Raw genomic sequence first — 15202 nt, 5'->3', positions numbered from 1 at the left:
CCGAGCAGGGCGATGGCGAAGCCCCCTCCGGCGCTGGCGCGCAGGCCCCCGTGGAGGAAGACGCGGACTCCGAAGGTGGAGCCACAGGCCCAGCCGGCGAGCAGCGGCACCAGGGCGAGCCCGGCCATGAGGGGGCTGTGGCCGCCGCGCTCGGTCATCCACAGGGGGACGAAGGCGGTGGTGGAGTAGAGGAGGCCGCCGCCCATGAGGCCACCGAAGACGCCGCACAGGACGGTGCGGTCGCGCAGCAGCTCCAGGGGCACGAGGGGCGAGGGCGAGGAGCGCTGCTGCCACACGACGGCGACGAGGCCCATGCAGGCGGCGAGGGCGAAGGGGAGGCGCAGGCCGCCGGCGCCGCCGCGCTCGAGGGAGAAGAGGAGCAGGCCGAAGGAGGCCCCGGTGAGGGCGGGCCCCCAGGTGTCCACGCGGCCGGGGCGGCGGGCGGGGTCGCGGTAGGAGAGGTGGAGCAGGGCGAGCGCGAGGAGGCCGACGGGGATGTTGACGAGGAAGGCCCAGCGCCAGGAGGCGTGCATGACGAGCCAGCCGCCAATGAGGGGACCGACGACGGTGGCGGCGCCCCAGGCTCCGGTGAAGACGCCCTGGACGGCGGCGCGCTCGCGGAGCGTGTAGAGGTCGGCGCTGATGGTCATGGTGGTGGGCTGGAGCGCACCGGCGCCGAGCCCCTGGACGACGCGGAAGGCGATGAGGGCGGGGACGGACTGGGCGGCGCCACAGAGGACGGAGCCGAGGAGGAAGAGGCCCATGCCGGCGGAGAAGACGGGCTTGCGGCCGAAGTGGTCGGCGAGCTTGCCGAAGACGAGCACGCCGATGGTGGAGGCGAAGAGGTAGGCGGAGAAAACCCAGGAGTAGAGGTCCTGCCGGCCGAGCTCACGGGTGAGGGTGGGCATGGCGCTGGTGACGACGGTGGTCTCGAAGGCGGAGACCACGAGGCCCAGCAGCACCGCGGAGGTGGCCATGCGGCGGGCGAGACCAGGGCGAGCGGCCGCCTGAAGCTCGGAAACACCAGCGTCCATGCCCCAGGATTAGCGCTCGGGAGGGACATGCGAAAGCCGCATCCCTCGCATACAGTTCATGCGGAGAGCGCATGAGCAGGGAACAGCTCAGGGCCTTCGTCCAGGTGGCACAGGAGGGGCGGCTGACGGTGGCGGCGAGGCGGCTGGGGGTGTCGCAGCCGGGGCTGTCGAGACAGCTCCAGGCGCTGGAGACGGAGTTGGGAGTGCGCCTGCTCGTCCGGACACCGGGCGGGGCGGTGCTGACGGACGCGGGGGAGCGCTTCCTGCCCCACGCGAGACGGGCGCTGGACGCACTGACGGCGGGGACGGCGGAACTCGGTGAGCTCACGACAACCCCCAGGGGCGCGGTGTCGCTGGGGACGCTGCAGACGGTGGGGACATACCTGCTGCCGGACCTGGTGAGGGCGTTCAAGGACCGCTATCCGGAGGTGCTGCCCCGGTTGAGCGAGGGGACACACGACGCACTGGAGAGCCGGGTGGCGAGCGGCGAGTTGGATCTGTGCATCGTGAACCTGCCGATGAGGCGGGTGGATCTGGTGGCGCAGAGGTTGTGGGAGGAGGAGCTCGTGCTGGCGGTGCCGAAAGGGCACCGGCTGACGAAGCTGAAGAGGCCGGTGGCGCTGACGGAGGTGGTGGAGGAGCCGCTGGTGGTGATTCCGGGCATGTCGGGCACGAACGCGCTGGAGGCCGCGTGCGAGGCCATCGGAGTGAAGCCACGGATAGCGGTGGAGATGGACAACGCGGAGGGGCTGAGGCGGATGGTGGAGCGAGGCCTGGGCGTGGCACTGCTGCCGGGGCTGATGGCGCGAGACCACGCGGCGCGAGGCTTCGACGTGGTGGAGATGGAGAAGGGAGGCCCGAGGCGTCAGGTGGCACTGGTGCACCGGGGCGAGGAGTACCTCACGGCGGCGGCGCGGGCGCTCAAGACCTTCATCGTGGAATCACTGCGTCGCTCCGGGCCGTAATCCCAGACATCACGGCGGCAGCGGTGAAAGGTCGTTCATTGTCTGTATTCATCAACACTCCTGTAGAGTCTCACCCGCCCTCATGCCCGTGAAGCCCACGACTCCCCCTCCCGCGACACTGCCCATGGACGAAGCGCGGGCCTGGCTCGTCAGCCACCTGGGGCTCGCCGCGCCGGCCTACCCACCCGGCGCCGAGGGCGTGCGTGCCCTGCTGCGCCACCTGCGTCACATCCAGTTGGATCCGCTCGATGTCATCGGCACCAACGCGGATCTGGTGGCGCTCGCGCGCGTGGAGGGCATTGCCAAGGGCGACGTGTACCGCCACCTCTACCCGGGCCATGCCTTCGAGCACTGGGCCAAGGAGCGCTGCCTCCTGCCCGCCAGTGCCTTCCCGCACTACCGCGAGCGCTCGCTCGAGACACCCTGGTGGCGCCTCGCCACCCGCCTGGAGCGCCTGCCCGAGAAGGTGCTCGGGGCCGTGCTGGAGGAAGTCGCGGCCCGCGGTCCCATCACCGCCGCGGAGCTCACGGACCACGGCGCGGTGGTGCCGCTCGACTGGAGCGGGTGGAAGGGTACGGGGAAGGCCACCTCCATGGCGCTCGAGGTGCTGTGGACGCGCTGTGAAGTCGTCGTGTGCGGCCGAGGTCCCGGCGGCAAGCGCTACGACGTGCCGCACCGCGCCCTGCCCACCGTGGCGCGCTCCTCCGTGGGCTACACGGGTGACGAGGGCTTCGCGCGCTGGGCCCTCACCGAGCGTGTGGAAGCCGCCGGCCTCCTTTCACGCGCGGGCGGGGCGCACTGGTCCTCGCTGTCCCCGGTCCGCACCTCGCCCCTCCCGGACTCGCTCGTGCGCGAGGGGCTTCTGGAGGAGGTGGCCCTGCCCGGCTCGCCCCGGCGCTACCTCGTCCCCGCCGGCTTCCGCGCCCGGCCCGTGTCGGCGCCGGATGAGCGCCTGCGCATCCTCGGCCCGTTGGATCCGCTCCTCTGGGACCGCGAGCTGGTGAAGTACGCCTTCGGCTTCGAGTACGTGTGGGAGGTCTACAAGCCCGAGGCCCAGCGTCGCTGGGGCTGGTACGTGTGCCCGCTGCTGCACCGGGGCCACCTGGTGGGGCGGCTGGAGGCGCGCGTGGAGGACGGCGTCCTGCGAGTGGACAAGTTGTGGAGACAGAAGGGCGTGAAGCTCGACGACGCGGCGCTCGACGAGGCCCTGACGCGCCATGCCAAGGCGCTCGGCGCGGGGAAGGTGCGCCGGCCCCGGGCGCGGGTGGGCTGAAGCCAGCCGCTCCTGCTAGGGTGCGCCCCGCATGCGGATGACGTCCCTTCGAGGAGAGGCCCTGTTCGAGGTCGAGGAGTACCGGGTGCGACGGGTCTCGGAGCAGGACATCCCCCTCCTCCGGAACCTGGGTGAGCGCTGCCGGGAGCACATCGAGCTGCACTACGGCTCGCCGCCCGACCCCGAGCACTTGATTCGCGAGCTGCTGACGGACCTGCCTCCGGGCAAGGTGCTCGCCGACAAGTTCGGCATGGGCCTCTTCGATCGCTCGGGCCGGCTGGTGGGCGGCATCGACATCATCCGCGACTACCCCGAGCCGCGCGAGTGGTACCTCGGGCTGTTCGTGCTCGATCCGAAGTCCCGCAACCATGGGCTGGGCGCGAAGCTGCTCGTCGCGCTGGAGCACTGGCTGCGCGGGGAGGGTGCCGCGTACCTGCGCCTGGCGGCCTCCGAGCACAACGAGGCGGGGCGGCGCTTCTGGACGCGCCACGGCTTCGAGACCGTGAGGCAGGTCATCGCCGAGTTCGGCAACAAGCAGAGCCTCTTCCACGTCATGCGGCGCGCGCTGGAGGGGTGATGAACTGCCCGGAGTGCGAGGAGCGGATGGTCGAGCAGTCCTTCCAGGGACTGGGCGGCAAGCGCGTGGTGCTGGACGTGTGCCACGGCTGCCACGGCCTGTGGTTCGACACGAACGAGAACCGCCAGCTCTCCTCGGTCGGCACGCTGCACCTCTTCCGGGAGCTCCCCCTGGCGGGTGCGGGGTGGAGCGCGACCGCATGGGGGAGACGGCCCTGGACGGCGCGGAGGTGGCCGTGGAGGTCACCGACGGCATGGGCATCGATCTCATCGAGGTGGGCGTCGACCTCGTCGTCGGCGCGCTGGAGTCCCTCGGCGACCTGTTCTCTTGATTGGATGGATTTCTCAAAGGAAGCACACACACCATGACGCAACGACAACCCTCGCGCTTCACGCTTCTCCTCCTGCTCGCCCTGACGGCCCTGGCGGGCTGCGATCCCAAGCCCGCACCGCCCACCGAGCCGGCCTACTCCGAAGTGCAGTTCGACGTGACGGTGCCACCCGAGACGCCGGTGGATGCCACCGTCTTCGTCAAGGGCTCGGACCCGGCGTTCACCGGAGCCGCCGGCAAGGGCCTGGAGCTCGTCTTCCAGGGCGGCGACGTCTTCTCGGCCAAGGCGCGGCTGCCCAAGGGCAAGGAGCTCTCCTACACCGTGCGGATCGACAGGCCGAGCGAGCAGGTGGAGCTCGACGCGGCGGGCGCGGTGGTGTCCACGCGCACGGTCCAGGTGAACGAGGACGAGGAGAACGTGAGCTTCACCGTGGAGCGCTGGGGCGCGGCCACGGGTGTCACCCAGCCCCAGCTCGTCTTCGTGGTCTCGGTCCCGAGCAACACGCCGCCGGACGCCCGCATCTGGCTGGCCGGCAACCATCCGGCGCTAGGGGCCTGGCCCCAGAACGGCTCGGGAGCGCGGCTCTTCAAGGCGGTGAACGACCGGTACGCCACCACCCTCTCGTTCACGCCCGGGACGTCCATCGAGTACAAGGTGACGCGCGGCTCGTGGGCCACCGTGGAGAAGGGCTCCAAGGGCGAGGAGATCAACAACCGCACCCACAAGACGGGCAGCGGCCTCGAGCGCACCTTCCTCACCGTGGCCACCTGGGCGGACATCGAGGGCGTGCCGCCGCCCCCGGGAGTGCTCACCGGCAACATCGAGTACCTGCGGGACGTGACGCCCACCAACACCACGCTGAGGAAGCGTGACGTCATCGTCTGGTTGCCGCCGGACTACACCACCAACCCCACGCGCCGCTACCCGGTGCTGTACATGCACGATGGGCAGAACCTGATGGACTCTTCCACGGCGTTCAGCGGGGAGTGGGGCGTGGACGAGACGGCGCAGCGGCTCGTCGAGAGCGGAGAGGTGGCGCCCCTCATCATCGTGGGCGTCTACAACACGGCGAACCGTGGCCCCGAGTACACGCAGGTCCCCGACGCCCGGTACCCCGAGGTGGACGGTGCCAACGGGGGCAGGGCGGACCTCTACGGTCAGTTCCTGATCAACGAGCTGAAGCCGCTCATCGACACCAGGTACCGCACGCAGGCGGACCAGACGGGCCTGGCGGGCTCGTCGCTGGGAGGCCTGGTGACCATGTACCTGGGCATCAAGAACCCGGGGACGTTCAGCAAGCTGGGCGTCCTCTCCCCGTCGGTGTTCTGGGCCGACAGCAACATCGTCACGCAGGTGAACGCGCTGCCCGGACAGCTGCCGCTGCGCATCTGGCTGGACATCGGCACCGACGAGGGGAGCAGCAGCCAGGAGACGGTGGCGGACACGCAGGAGCTGCGCGACGCGCTGGTGGGCAAGGGCTGGCAGCTCAACGAAGACCTCAAGTACACCGAGGTCGCGGGCGGCAAGCACAACGAGGCGGCCTGGGCCGCGCGCTTCGGGGACGTCCTCAAGTACCTCTACCCCACCAAGCAGTAATCCCTCTCAGTCCCCACCCTCCGGCCCGGGTCCGGCGGAGGGTGGGCGCTCGGCCCGGGGTGGCTCCATGAGAGCGGCCACCTCGGACGAGTAGCCTCCCGGACCCGCGCCGTGGACGATGAGCGGCGGGCGCACCGCGAGCCCCCGCTGCCTGTCGCGCACCGCGTGCACCAGGAAGCGCGTGGCCGGAGCGTCCACCCGCGCATGCACCGTGCGCAGGGCCACCGGGTGGAGCCTCGCCGCCCCGAGCAGCCCGAGCACCTCCGTCAGCCGCGCCGCCGGGTAGACGAGGCTCACCCGCCCGCCCGGAGCGAGAGTATGCCGGGCCGCCGCCACCACCGAGGGCGCATCACACGCCAGTTCCTGCTTGGACAGGGCGCGCTCCTCGTCGGGGCTGAGCACGCCCGCGCGCACCGGGCGGAAGGGCGGGTTGGACACGACGTGCGCGTAGGCGCCCGAGGCGAACAGGGTCCGGGCCTCGCGCAGGTCTCCGAGCAGGGGCCGCACCCGTGCCTCGCAGGCGTTGAGGGCCACGGCGCGCACCAACCGGGCGTGGACATCGGGCTGCAACTCCAGCGCATCCACGGGCCCCAGGCCGAACTGACACGCGAGCAGGAAGGACACCACACCGCTGCCCGCGCCGAGCTCCAGCAGGGGGCCTCCGGCCTCCTTGCCCTCGGTGGCCGCGAAGGCCGCGAGCAGCACCGCATCCAGCGTGAAGCGGTAGCCACCGCGGCGTTGAAGCACCCGCACGCCCGAGGTGCCGATGGAGTCGAGCGTCTCGTCCGGCAGGGGAGGGGAGGTCTTCTCGCTCACCGCATGGCTCCGAAATCGCCGGGAGGAATGACCCTCACTCTATCCGATGCTCCAAGCTTCGGGGTCCTATGACCGGACTCCTTCCGCCCCGAAGGTTGCTGTCACTGGTGCTCGCCGCGCTGCTGCTGCTGGCCGCGTGCGCCACTTCCTCACCTCCCTCGCAGGCATGGGAGGAGGCCGCGCATGCCGACACCTCCACCTGCGACGACCCGGACACCGACCAGTGCGTTGTGGTGGCATGTGACGAGGGCGAGTGCGGTGTTTTCTCCTGCGAGGACGTGGACCCGGAGGCGCTCGCGCACGTGCCCCTGGCACATGGCGCGGAGCTGGCACGATTCCCTCGCCCGCCCTCTCGCGGCCCCGGCACTCAGCGTAACTGGAGGCGCGCGGGCCTGCGCGAGGACGCCCGGCCCCGGTTGACGTTCCACTTCCGCTACCGCCAGGGCTTCCTCCCCGCCTTCCCCCGGCTCGAAGGCACGCTGATCAAGCACCACCTCTTTCCCCAGGCGCAGGAGTTCAGGAAATGGTTCAAAGACAGGAACATCAACATCCACGAGTGGACGATGCTCATCCCGGAGCAAGTGCACCTACGCATCCACCGCGGCGCGAATGGCGGACTGTGGAATACGGCGTGGCGGCGGTTCATGGAGGACAACCAAGGCCCGGTGCCCCGGGAAGTGCTGATCCACAAGGCGTTCGAGCTGGCCCTGCGCTTCGACATCGCCGGTCCCCTCAGGCCGTACTACCCTGCGGTGCCTCCGCCCGGACCCCAGCTTCTCGCTCCTTGACCGCCAGGAATGGAGATACGTACACGTGAAGTTCTACCAACTCAGACGGGATCCATCGCCGCGCTACACAGGCAACTTGAACGCTTCGCACAAATGGGGGCTGCCCGGTGTGGAGCGTTGCCCTGTCTGTGATTTACAGCCAGAGGAGTACACGATGGGCCAATACCCTTGCGTGGACCTGTCAGGCCTGCCGCCCCAGGACCAGGAGAAGCTGTTGGATTCCTGGCCCGTTCCCCGTGAGGAGTTCATTCGGCTGCGCGAGCTGGTGCGACCCCTGGCCCCTCCTTATGCCGTGCTGACAACGGGGGCGGTCTTCGGCCCACTTCAGGGAACAGGTCTGGGCTATTTCGGCCAGCTCATCATGCAGAACCCCTGGTCCCTCTGCATGCGCCGCGAGGCCCTGGAGCGATTGCAGGACGCGGGCGTACGTGGCCTTACCGGCTGCCCTACCCAGGTGCGGTTCCGCACCAAACACGCGCCCGAGTTGCGAGACATCCAGCTCGAAGTTCACGGGCGATTCCACCCGGACTGCCTGCCGCCCCCGGAGCCCCCGTGCCCCACCTGTGGCGTCGCCAGGGGCTACAGCGTCCCGGATCCGTATTGGCTCGACGCCACGTCGCTGCCGGAGCACGTGGACGTCTTCCGGCTGGCCGACGCCTCGACCCTCATCATCGCCAACGAGCGTCTGGTGGACGCGGTGCGCCGCCTGGAACTGGATGGCGTCGTCTTCAAGGAGCGGGAGGCCCGCTGAGCCGCGCGGGCAGGGTGAGTCGTTGACGAGACCCCATGTCCTCCCGAGTCACCCACTCCGGGGTGACGGCGGAGGTGGTTTCGTGCTTGCTCCCGGGAACGGGCCGCTCCTAGCGTGCGCACCTGCCCGTGGAGGGTCGCGTGCGCTCCGGTTCCTGGCTCCTCTTCCTGTCCCTCCTGCTGTCCGCCCCGGCCGCCGCCCGGCAACCGCCCGGCGGGCCCTCGCTCCGCACGCGCACGCTCGTGGCTCCCGCCCGGCCCGGCGAGGTGCCGCCCCTGGCACTGCTCGTGGCGGTCGGCGTGCCCACGCTCCTCCAGCTCGAAGCGCCGCTGCCTCTCTCGACGCCGAGGCTCCCGGTGGGCGAAGCCCGCATCCGGCTCGTCCCGTTGAGTCCCAGCTCGTGGATCCTCCTGCCCTCCACCCCCCTGGCCGAGGGCGAGCAGGTGCCGCTCACCCTGGAGGTCGGACCCGGCGCCGAGCCCCTCCGCTTCACGCTCGCCACCCGGCGCGGTGAGGCGGACGTGCGGGTGCGCGTGGTCCGCGCCGAGCCCTCCCCCGAGGACGCCGCCGCGCAGGCCCTGGCGCTCCACCTGCTCGCCACGCCACCGTCCCGCGTCATGCTCGCCCAGCCCCGGGCGGCGGCGCTCGACCCGGGGCACTCCCGCGCGCGGCTGGAGTCCGTGCTCTGGATGGGCCCGCGCTTCTTCGCCACCACGTCCGTGAGAGACGGACAGAAGCGTGCCCCGCCGTGGCGACTGGTGCAGGTGCGACTACGGGCCATCCTCGCGGACGGCTCCCTCCTGGAGTGGCCCGCACGCCTCTTCACCGGAACGTCGGGAGCGAAGCGCCGGCGCCACGTCTTCACCGGCTTGCTTCCAGAGAGCGCCTCGCACCTGGAGCTGGCGCTGGACGGGGCGGACACCCCGGACGACTTCCAACCCCTCCCAAGGGAAGAGGAGACATTGCCATGAGGAGGCCGCTTCGCCCGGACCAACTCCGCGCGGGCCACCGCGTGCGGGACTTCCGCCTCGTCCGCCGGTTGGGGGTGGGCGGCTTCGCCTTCGTCTTCCTGATGGAGCGAGGGGGTCAGCACTACACGTTGAAGATGGCGGCCCGGCCCGCATCGGAGCCGGACCCGGACCGGATGGATGCCTGGATGCGCCGCGAGGTGGCCTCGCTGGAGCACCTGCGGCACCCCCACCTGCTGCCCGTGGTGGAGTGGGGCCGATGGCCCGAGCCGGAGACGGGCTACGGCTACTTCGTCACCCCCTACGTCTCCGGGAGCACCTTCCACACCTGGCGCTGGCGGGAGCGTGCCCCTCTGGACCGGGTGGTGGGTGTGCTGTGCGAGCACTTGAAGACACTGGAAGCCCTGCACGAGGACGGCATCGTCCACCGGGACGTGAAGGCGGACAACCTGCTGGTGCGGCGGGGGGACGACACGCCATTCCTCATCGACTTCGGCACGGCGCACCTGCCCTGGGCCCGCGTGCTGACAGAGGGGCTCGCACCGGGAACGCTCCACTGCCAGCCGCCCGAGGCCGTCCTCTTCCTGGCCTCCCTGCTGTCCGACAACCCGCCGCCCCCGGGCTCACGGCTGGAGGCCCGTCCCGCCGCCGACCTGTATGCCTTTGGCGCGCTCCTCTACGAGACCCTCACCAACTGCCGCCCCTTCAGCACCCGGCTGTCGCTGGACGAGCTGCTGCCCGCCATCGCCTCCACGCCTCCGGTGGAGCCCAGACGCCTTGCCCCCGAGATACCCGCCTCGCTGGGTGCGCTGGCCCTGCGGCTGCTGGCGAAGGACCCCGGGCAGCGCCCCCCGAGCGCCCGCGCCGTGCGCGAGGAGCTGGAGCGGCTGCGCGAGCAGGAGGGACACACCGCCTCGTGGCGAGCTCCGGCGAAACGGCCCTCGGAGTGCGCGCGGGTGGGGGAGCGGTTTCCGGACGTGGACGTACTGGAGGAGTCACCCGAGCCGGAGCCCTCGCCCGCCCGGGAGGCCCACTCCGCCGGACGTGCGGGGAAGGGGAGACGGTGGCCGCCACGCCTCGTCGCGCTGGCCCTCGGGCTGGGGGTGCTCGGGATAGGGTGGACGCTCCTCCGCGTGGCGCATGCCCCTCCTCGAGAGGACGGCCCTCGCGCGGAGGTCACCGCGCCGGCTCCTCCGGCGCCTTCCGAGAAAGGAACGCCGTCCGTGCCCTCTTCCCCTTCCGAAACTCCGCTCGCCTCCTCCGACTCGACGCGGGCGCCCTCGCGCCTGTGCTCACTGCTCACGAGCCTGCTGGGAGTGGCCGCCGCGCAGCTCGCCGGGTGCGCCACCACGCCCATGCGACCCGACCCCGCCGGCTACCTCGCGAGCTGCTCTCCCGAGTCCGTCGCCACCCCCGTCCGCCTGGGCTTCGCCTCCCAGGAGAACGCCACCTTCCTGGAGACGGGCACTCCGGCCTCGAACGATCCCATCGAGGAGGGCGGCTCCCTCAACCTCAAGCCCGGCCCCGTCACCGCCACCATGTTCGTGGAGGTAAAGGGGCAGGAGGTGGAGACGAAGATCACGGGCGAGGCGGTGACGACGCCCAATCGCGTCTACATCCAGTTCGACCGGCTCCAGCTCCCGGACGGCTCCTGGTGGCCCATCTGCGGGGTGGCGGTGGATGACTTCGTGTCCTACGGCGTCCCGACGTACGCGAGGGAGCCCATCAGGGGCTCGGTGGTGGACCCGGCCCGGGTGGACCGGAGCCCTGGCAGCGTGGTGCTCAATGATCCGCGCTTCGACACGGTGCTGCGCTTCCCCGAGGGCCACCCGATGCCGCGCCTCACCCTGGCCCCGCCCGACTGGCGCTGACGTTCCGGCTCGGGGCACTCCCCGAGCCGCCCGTGCTTCCTTTCCCCGAGAGGGGGCACGGTCACTCCCTCAGTCTTGTCCGCACTCGTCACCATCGTTCAAGATGCGCGCATGCAATGGCTTCACACCTTGATAGTAGTTTTCCCCCTCTTGATTGGAGCGCAGGGGTCGGCGAGCAGGCTCGACAACCATGTGCCGGAGATTGTCGAGACGCTCCCAGCTGACGGGGTTCATACTGACATCGGCCCCGATGTGCCGCAGGTCAGAGTGCTGGCTGGAAAGCGAGCGGGAATGTCTTTCACCAAGAAGGGAAAGACGGCCGTCAAGAAGGAGAACGCGGAAAAGAATGACGGGAAGAATCGGTGTGAAAGCTGTGAAGTCGAGACCGTTCAAGCACAACAGCATCAAAAAGGCATCACTCCGCCCAAGAACGAGGCGCAGGTCGACCACGTCATCCCACGAGCAAAGGGGGGCGATGGCGAGCCAGACAATGGTCAGGTTCTCTGCAGGGATTGTAACATCAAGAAGAGCGACAAAGCTCCATGAGCCTCATTCGTCATGACAGGCACATCACCCGATCAACATGTCAAAATCCTTTTCCATCTTGAGCAGGATGAGGATGGATATCCTCCCGTCAGCGCTGAGACGGTGTGGGCCATCGCGGTGGGTGAGGGTCTCTACAAGATCGACAATATCCCTTTCTTTGCTACAGGCGTTGCCGTGGAGGACATCGTCTCGGCGAAGCCGGATGCGGGCCAGCTCCTCTACCAGGAAGTTGTCCACCCCTCGGGGCACAGCACGTTGCGTGTCGTCGTGTACAAACATGACGAAGTCCCTGAGGTGCGTGGAATCTTCAAGCAACTGGGCTGCTCGACAGAACAGAGCCACCTGCGCGGTCTGATTGCGATCGATGTTCCTCCATCGGCTTCATGGGATGAACTGAAGCGGATGTTGGATACAGGCCGCGAGCAGGACCGGTGGGACTACGAGGAGGCCTGCCTAGCACGGTCTTGAGGGTCCATGCGGGTGGCATCATCCATGAACGAAGACACAAATGCATGAAGTTCTAGAAGCTGTCCAGTGCCTGGCCTGTCCCGCGCGAGGAGTCCATCCGGCGGCGCGAGCTGGTGTGCCCGCTGGCGCCTCCGTGGAGTGGGGTGTCGCCAGGAGCTACAGCGTCCCGGACCCGTATTCGCTCGACGCCACATCGCTGCCCGAGCATGTGGACGTCTTCCGACTGGCCGACGCCTCGATGCTCCTCATCGCCAACGAGCGCTTGGTGGGCGCGGTGCGCCGCCTGGAGCTGGATGGCGTCGTCTTCAAGGAACTCTAAGCCAGAAGAAATGGGGGTCAAAGGTGTACGGATCGATTCACCGTCCGCGATCAGACTCATCGCCAAACTCGTCGTGCAGTTGTTGGACAAGGTCCGGACGGTCAATGCTTTCCCATGCTTGTTGCGCAGCAGTGATGTGACGACGGCACTCCTCGGCATTGGGAGCTACTCGGGCGAGTTGGCGATGGGTCTGCCCGATGGAGTAGGGCTCCGGGATATGCATGTAGAGGGAAAGTGACTGCTCGTAGAGTCGCCTGCCTTCCTCATGCTGCGAGCGCGCAAAGTCGATGTCGCCCAGACTTCTGATGCAGTTGGCCCGCCCGAGCACGTGTCCGATCTTCTCGTAAAGGAGCAACGCTTCCTCGTATCTCTGCTGCGCCTCTTCATACTGCGAGCGCGCAAAGGCGATGTCCCCTAAACTCTGGATGCAGTTGGCCCGCCCGAGCACATCTCCGACCTGCTCGTGGAGAGGCAGCGCCTCCTCGTACCGCTGCCACGCCTCTTCATGCTGCCAATGTTCACGGGCGATGTCGCCTAGTCTCTGAATGCAGTTGGCGCGCCCGAGCACGTGTTCGATCTTCTCATAGAGGGGCAACGCTTCCTCGTATCTCCGCTGCGCCTCTTCATGCTGCGAGCGCTCGCGGTCGATGTCACCTAAACTGTAGATACAGTTGGCCTGCCCGATCACATCTCCGATCTGCTTGTGGAGGGGCAGCGCCTCCTCATACTTCCGCCGCGCCTCCTCATGCTGCGAGCGGTCAAAAGCGATGTCGCCCAGCCTCTGGATGCAATTGGCCTGCCCGATCACATCTCCGATCTGCTTGTAGAGAGGTAGCGCCTCCTCGTACCTCCGCTGCGCCTCCTCATACTGCGATCGCGCATAGGCGATGGTCCCCAAACTCTCGATGCACTTGGCTTCACGTCTTGCATCACTCCTCGCTCGGGCTACAGCGTAGGCCCGCTGCAACACGCGAGGAGTGCCATGCCCAGAGAATCGCATGAATTCAGACATGGCTAGAGTGGCATTCATGGCATCCGTGACTCTTTCTCCATCCAACCCTTCTTCAAGAAATTTTTCGATGTTCGCGAACTCAGTGATGAGGAGCGTTGATGCGTGAGCTCCTCCTTTGCGCCCTATCCTGCTCCCATGTTCCTGTGGCAGCCCAAGATAATAGGTGCTCATGAGTTCGTGGTCTTCTGCACTTGGAGGTCGCGAGCGCCGCACATGTTCTCGGATAGGCGCCAACATGCGTAACCGTCCCTGCTCGAAGAAGGCGAGGCCGACCTTGGAGAGCACCTGTGCGGCCCCGTGACCCATTCCAGGCAGAATTCGGTCCAGATCTTCCTGCGCTACACCACCGGGCAGCTCCGCCAGCACGGACAACAGTCGTCTGGCCTCCTCCGTCATGCGCGGCCCCTTGATGGAGACTTCGAGTGAGGACGACAGACTGGATTGTCTATCGGGTCTGCCGGACCGCTCGTAAAGAGCCGCGCGCTCTTGTTGCCAGAGCCTCCAAGTGTTCTCAAGAGATGCCCCCTCCGCAGTAAGTGCGAGCAGTTTGATAGCGAGGGGAAGCCCATCCTGCTCATCGAGCAGACGTTCGAGCAGCGGATCCTTCCGATCGACCTTCCAGGCGATGGAGCGGAAAAGGTCGCGCGCGGCCTCGGCGTCGAGCCGCGTCACCTCGATGGGAGGGCCACTGCGCGGCACGTAGGGGCGCTCCCCACCGCGCACCGAGCAGACGAGGGCCAGCCCCGGCATGTCGCGCAGCTCAGCCAGCAACGCCTCCGTCCCGGCGCGGTCCGCATCCCAGGGGGTCTCGACATTGTCGAGGACGAGCAGCACCAGAGCCGCTTGGAGCGCATGCTTCACGGCTTCCCAGAGGTCGGTCTCCGACTTGATGCCGAGGACCGCTGCCACAGCACTGACCATCAGGTCCCGCGAGGTAGCGCCATCGAGACGGACGAAGTAGCGGCGGTTGCCGTACCGCCGGGACACCTCGGGGTGGTGGTACGCCTGAAGCGTGAGGGTACTCTTACCGATGCCCGGAGGGCCGAGCACCATCGTCGGGCGGGGCTCCTCGGCCAGGACCGCCGCCACGAGTTGGCGCGTCAACTCCTCGCGGCCGAAACAGTCCCCTCGGGTGGGAACCGCCGCTGGCGCGCTCACGACGTTGGACGCGGCGGAAGTGCTCACACGGGCTCTACTCGGTGAACGGGCGAAGTGCTCGGATTTGAAGAGCGGCCTCCGGGTCTGGTCCAGCTCCGCGAGCTCACGCATCCGTGCACCTGCCCTTTCCCAGAGGGATTTGAAAGAGCGCTCGATCGCGGGCTGGGGGCCATGGCGGACGATGACGTCGTCGAACTCTTCGACATGTTTCAGGTGCTTGCTCTCGTCGAGGAAGGCAATCTCGTAGGCGTCCTTGACGCGCTTCACGGAGAACTCCCCCGACTCGTAGCGCACGCCGCCCAGCCTCATCAGCCGTGAGGTCAGGAAGCGGTTGAGGATGCTGGCTCTCGCGCTGAGGGGGGACGCATCCCTGCCGTTGAGAACGGCCGTGGTGTCTCTTCGCAAATCCTCTTGGAAGCGCTCGTCGAGTTCCTTGGGGACGGGAAGCTCCTTGTACTTCTTGAAGAAGTCCCGCTCCTGGAGCCGGTTCTTGCGGAACTCCTCCTCCAGCTTGAGCAGTTCCGTCTTCACCTCTCCCAGCGAAGCATCTCGAAGATATCGCTGGATGATGCGCTCGTGACGGAAATCCCGGAGCCGGACGCGGAGCAGATCGATCAACCCTCCGTCCCCCGTGCCCGAGATGAGGTAGCGCTTGGGCGTGCTCGACGTGTGCAGCAGGCGATCCAGGTTGTCGTCTTCCCAGTACGCCCGGGAGGGGGCCCCCTCCAG

Annotated in this window: 15 protein-coding genes and 1 pseudogene; 13 read left to right on the top strand and 3 right to left on the bottom strand. The window is 68.3% G+C overall.

Going from position 1 to position 15202, the window contains the following annotated elements; translation table 11 throughout:
* A partial coding sequence (locus VF697_RS05995; RefSeq protein WP_331092526.1) for an MFS transporter occupies positions 1-977 on the bottom strand: 977 nt, incomplete at its 3' end.
* A 128-nt stretch (positions 978-1105) separates the two neighbouring features.
* On the opposite strand from VF697_RS05995, the gene VF697_RS05990 reads away from it, so the two are divergent.
* The 6 genes and pseudogenes from VF697_RS05990 to VF697_RS05970 all read left to right on the top strand — a co-directional run bounded on the left by VF697_RS05990 (position 1106) and on the right by VF697_RS05970 (position 5776).
* Positions 1106-1999, top strand: a complete 894-nt coding sequence (locus tag VF697_RS05990) for a LysR family transcriptional regulator (RefSeq protein ID WP_331092525.1) — start codon at positions 1106-1108, stop codon at positions 1997-1999.
* Between the two features lie 82 nt (positions 2000-2081).
* Positions 2082-3272 (top strand): winged helix DNA-binding domain-containing protein, encoded by a 1191-nt coding sequence (locus VF697_RS05985; RefSeq protein ID WP_331092524.1) that lies wholly within the window; start codon positions 2082-2084, stop codon positions 3270-3272.
* Between the two features lie 31 nt (positions 3273-3303).
* On the top strand, positions 3304-3849 hold the full coding sequence (locus VF697_RS05980; RefSeq protein ID WP_331092523.1) for a GNAT family N-acetyltransferase: 546 nt from the start codon (positions 3304-3306) through the stop codon (positions 3847-3849).
* A pseudogene (locus tag VF697_RS43455) lies at positions 3849-3956 on the top strand (hypothetical protein); the annotation flags it as partial. The gene VF697_RS05980 and the pseudogene VF697_RS43455, both read left to right, overlap by 1 nt.
* Positions 3957-4048: 92 nt before the next feature.
* Positions 4049-4180 (top strand): hypothetical protein, encoded by a 132-nt coding sequence (locus tag VF697_RS05975; protein WP_331092522.1) that lies wholly within the window; start codon positions 4049-4051, stop codon positions 4178-4180.
* 33 nt (positions 4181-4213) lie between these two features.
* A complete protein-coding gene (locus VF697_RS05970) occupies positions 4214-5776 on the top strand; it encodes an alpha/beta hydrolase-fold protein (RefSeq protein ID WP_331092521.1) in 1563 nt (520 codons plus the stop codon).
* A gap of 6 nt (positions 5777-5782) precedes the next feature.
* Here the strand turns inward: VF697_RS05970 and VF697_RS05965 are convergent, their stop codons facing one another.
* Positions 5783-6592, bottom strand: a complete 810-nt coding sequence (locus VF697_RS05965) for an SAM-dependent methyltransferase (RefSeq protein WP_331092520.1) — start codon at positions 6590-6592, stop codon at positions 5783-5785.
* A gap of 68 nt (positions 6593-6660) precedes the next feature.
* Here VF697_RS05965 and VF697_RS05960 point away from each other — a divergent pair, with 68 nt between their 5' ends.
* The 7 genes from VF697_RS05960 (at position 6661) to VF697_RS05930 (ending at position 12303) form a co-directional block, all read left to right on the top strand.
* A complete protein-coding gene (locus VF697_RS05960; RefSeq protein ID WP_331092519.1) occupies positions 6661-7380 on the top strand; it encodes a TIGR02269 family lipoprotein in 720 nt (239 codons plus the stop codon).
* 25 nt (positions 7381-7405) lie between these two features.
* Positions 7406-8131 (top strand): double-CXXCG motif protein, encoded by a 726-nt coding sequence (locus VF697_RS05955; protein WP_331092518.1) that lies wholly within the window; start codon positions 7406-7408, stop codon positions 8129-8131.
* A gap of 140 nt (positions 8132-8271) precedes the next feature.
* Positions 8272-9102: a DUF2381 family protein gene (locus VF697_RS05950; protein ID WP_331092517.1), complete on the top strand. Its 831-nt coding sequence runs from the start codon at positions 8272-8274 to the stop codon at positions 9100-9102.
* Positions 9099-10970: a serine/threonine-protein kinase gene (locus VF697_RS05945; protein WP_331092516.1), complete on the top strand. Its 1872-nt coding sequence runs from the start codon at positions 9099-9101 to the stop codon at positions 10968-10970. Before VF697_RS05950 ends, VF697_RS05945 begins: the two co-directional genes overlap by 4 nt.
* 75 nt (positions 10971-11045) lie before the next feature.
* Positions 11046-11516 carry an HNH endonuclease signature motif containing protein gene (locus VF697_RS05940; protein ID WP_331092515.1) on the top strand — a complete coding sequence of 157 codons (471 nt, stop codon included), beginning with the start codon at positions 11046-11048 and terminating at the stop codon, positions 11514-11516.
* Positions 11517-11528: 12 nt separating this feature from the next.
* Positions 11529-11984, top strand: a complete 456-nt coding sequence (locus tag VF697_RS05935) for a DUF4265 domain-containing protein (protein ID WP_331092514.1) — start codon at positions 11529-11531, stop codon at positions 11982-11984.
* Between the two features lie 115 nt (positions 11985-12099).
* Positions 12100-12303, top strand: a complete 204-nt coding sequence (locus VF697_RS05930) for a double-CXXCG motif protein (protein WP_331092513.1) — start codon at positions 12100-12102, stop codon at positions 12301-12303.
* A gap of 37 nt (positions 12304-12340) precedes the next feature.
* Here VF697_RS05930 and VF697_RS05925 read toward each other — a convergent pair.
* On the bottom strand, positions 12341-15202 hold a 2862-nt coding region (locus tag VF697_RS05925), incomplete at its 5' end, for a tetratricopeptide repeat protein (protein WP_331092512.1).

This window comes from Archangium sp. (assembly GCF_036388035.1).
Taxonomy (GTDB): domain Bacteria; phylum Myxococcota; class Myxococcia; order Myxococcales; family Myxococcaceae; genus Archangium.
The sequence above is the reverse complement of the archived record's forward strand: the minus strand, read 5'-3'. Positions and strand labels throughout refer to the sequence as shown.

What these genes read in the sequence shown, in the direction of transcription:
- VF697_RS05990 (WP_331092525.1), top strand. Translation starts at nt 1,106, where the DNA reads ATGAGCAGGGAACAGCTCAGGGCCTTCGTCCAGGTGGCACAGGAGGGG.
- VF697_RS05985 (WP_331092524.1), top strand. Translation starts at nt 2,082, where the DNA reads ATGCCCGTGAAGCCCACGACTCCCCCTCCCGCGACACTGCCCATGGAC.
- VF697_RS05980 (WP_331092523.1), top strand. Translation starts at nt 3,304, where the DNA reads ATGCGGATGACGTCCCTTCGAGGAGAGGCCCTGTTCGAGGTCGAGGAG.
- VF697_RS05975 (WP_331092522.1), top strand. Translation starts at nt 4,049, where the DNA reads ATGGGGGAGACGGCCCTGGACGGCGCGGAGGTGGCCGTGGAGGTCACC.
- VF697_RS05970 (WP_331092521.1), top strand. Translation starts at nt 4,214, where the DNA reads ATGACGCAACGACAACCCTCGCGCTTCACGCTTCTCCTCCTGCTCGCC.
- VF697_RS05960 (WP_331092519.1), top strand. Translation starts at nt 6,661, where the DNA reads ATGACCGGACTCCTTCCGCCCCGAAGGTTGCTGTCACTGGTGCTCGCC.
- VF697_RS05945 (WP_331092516.1), top strand. Translation starts at nt 9,099, where the DNA reads ATGAGGAGGCCGCTTCGCCCGGACCAACTCCGCGCGGGCCACCGCGTG.
- VF697_RS05935 (WP_331092514.1), top strand. Translation starts at nt 11,529, where the DNA reads ATGACAGGCACATCACCCGATCAACATGTCAAAATCCTTTTCCATCTT.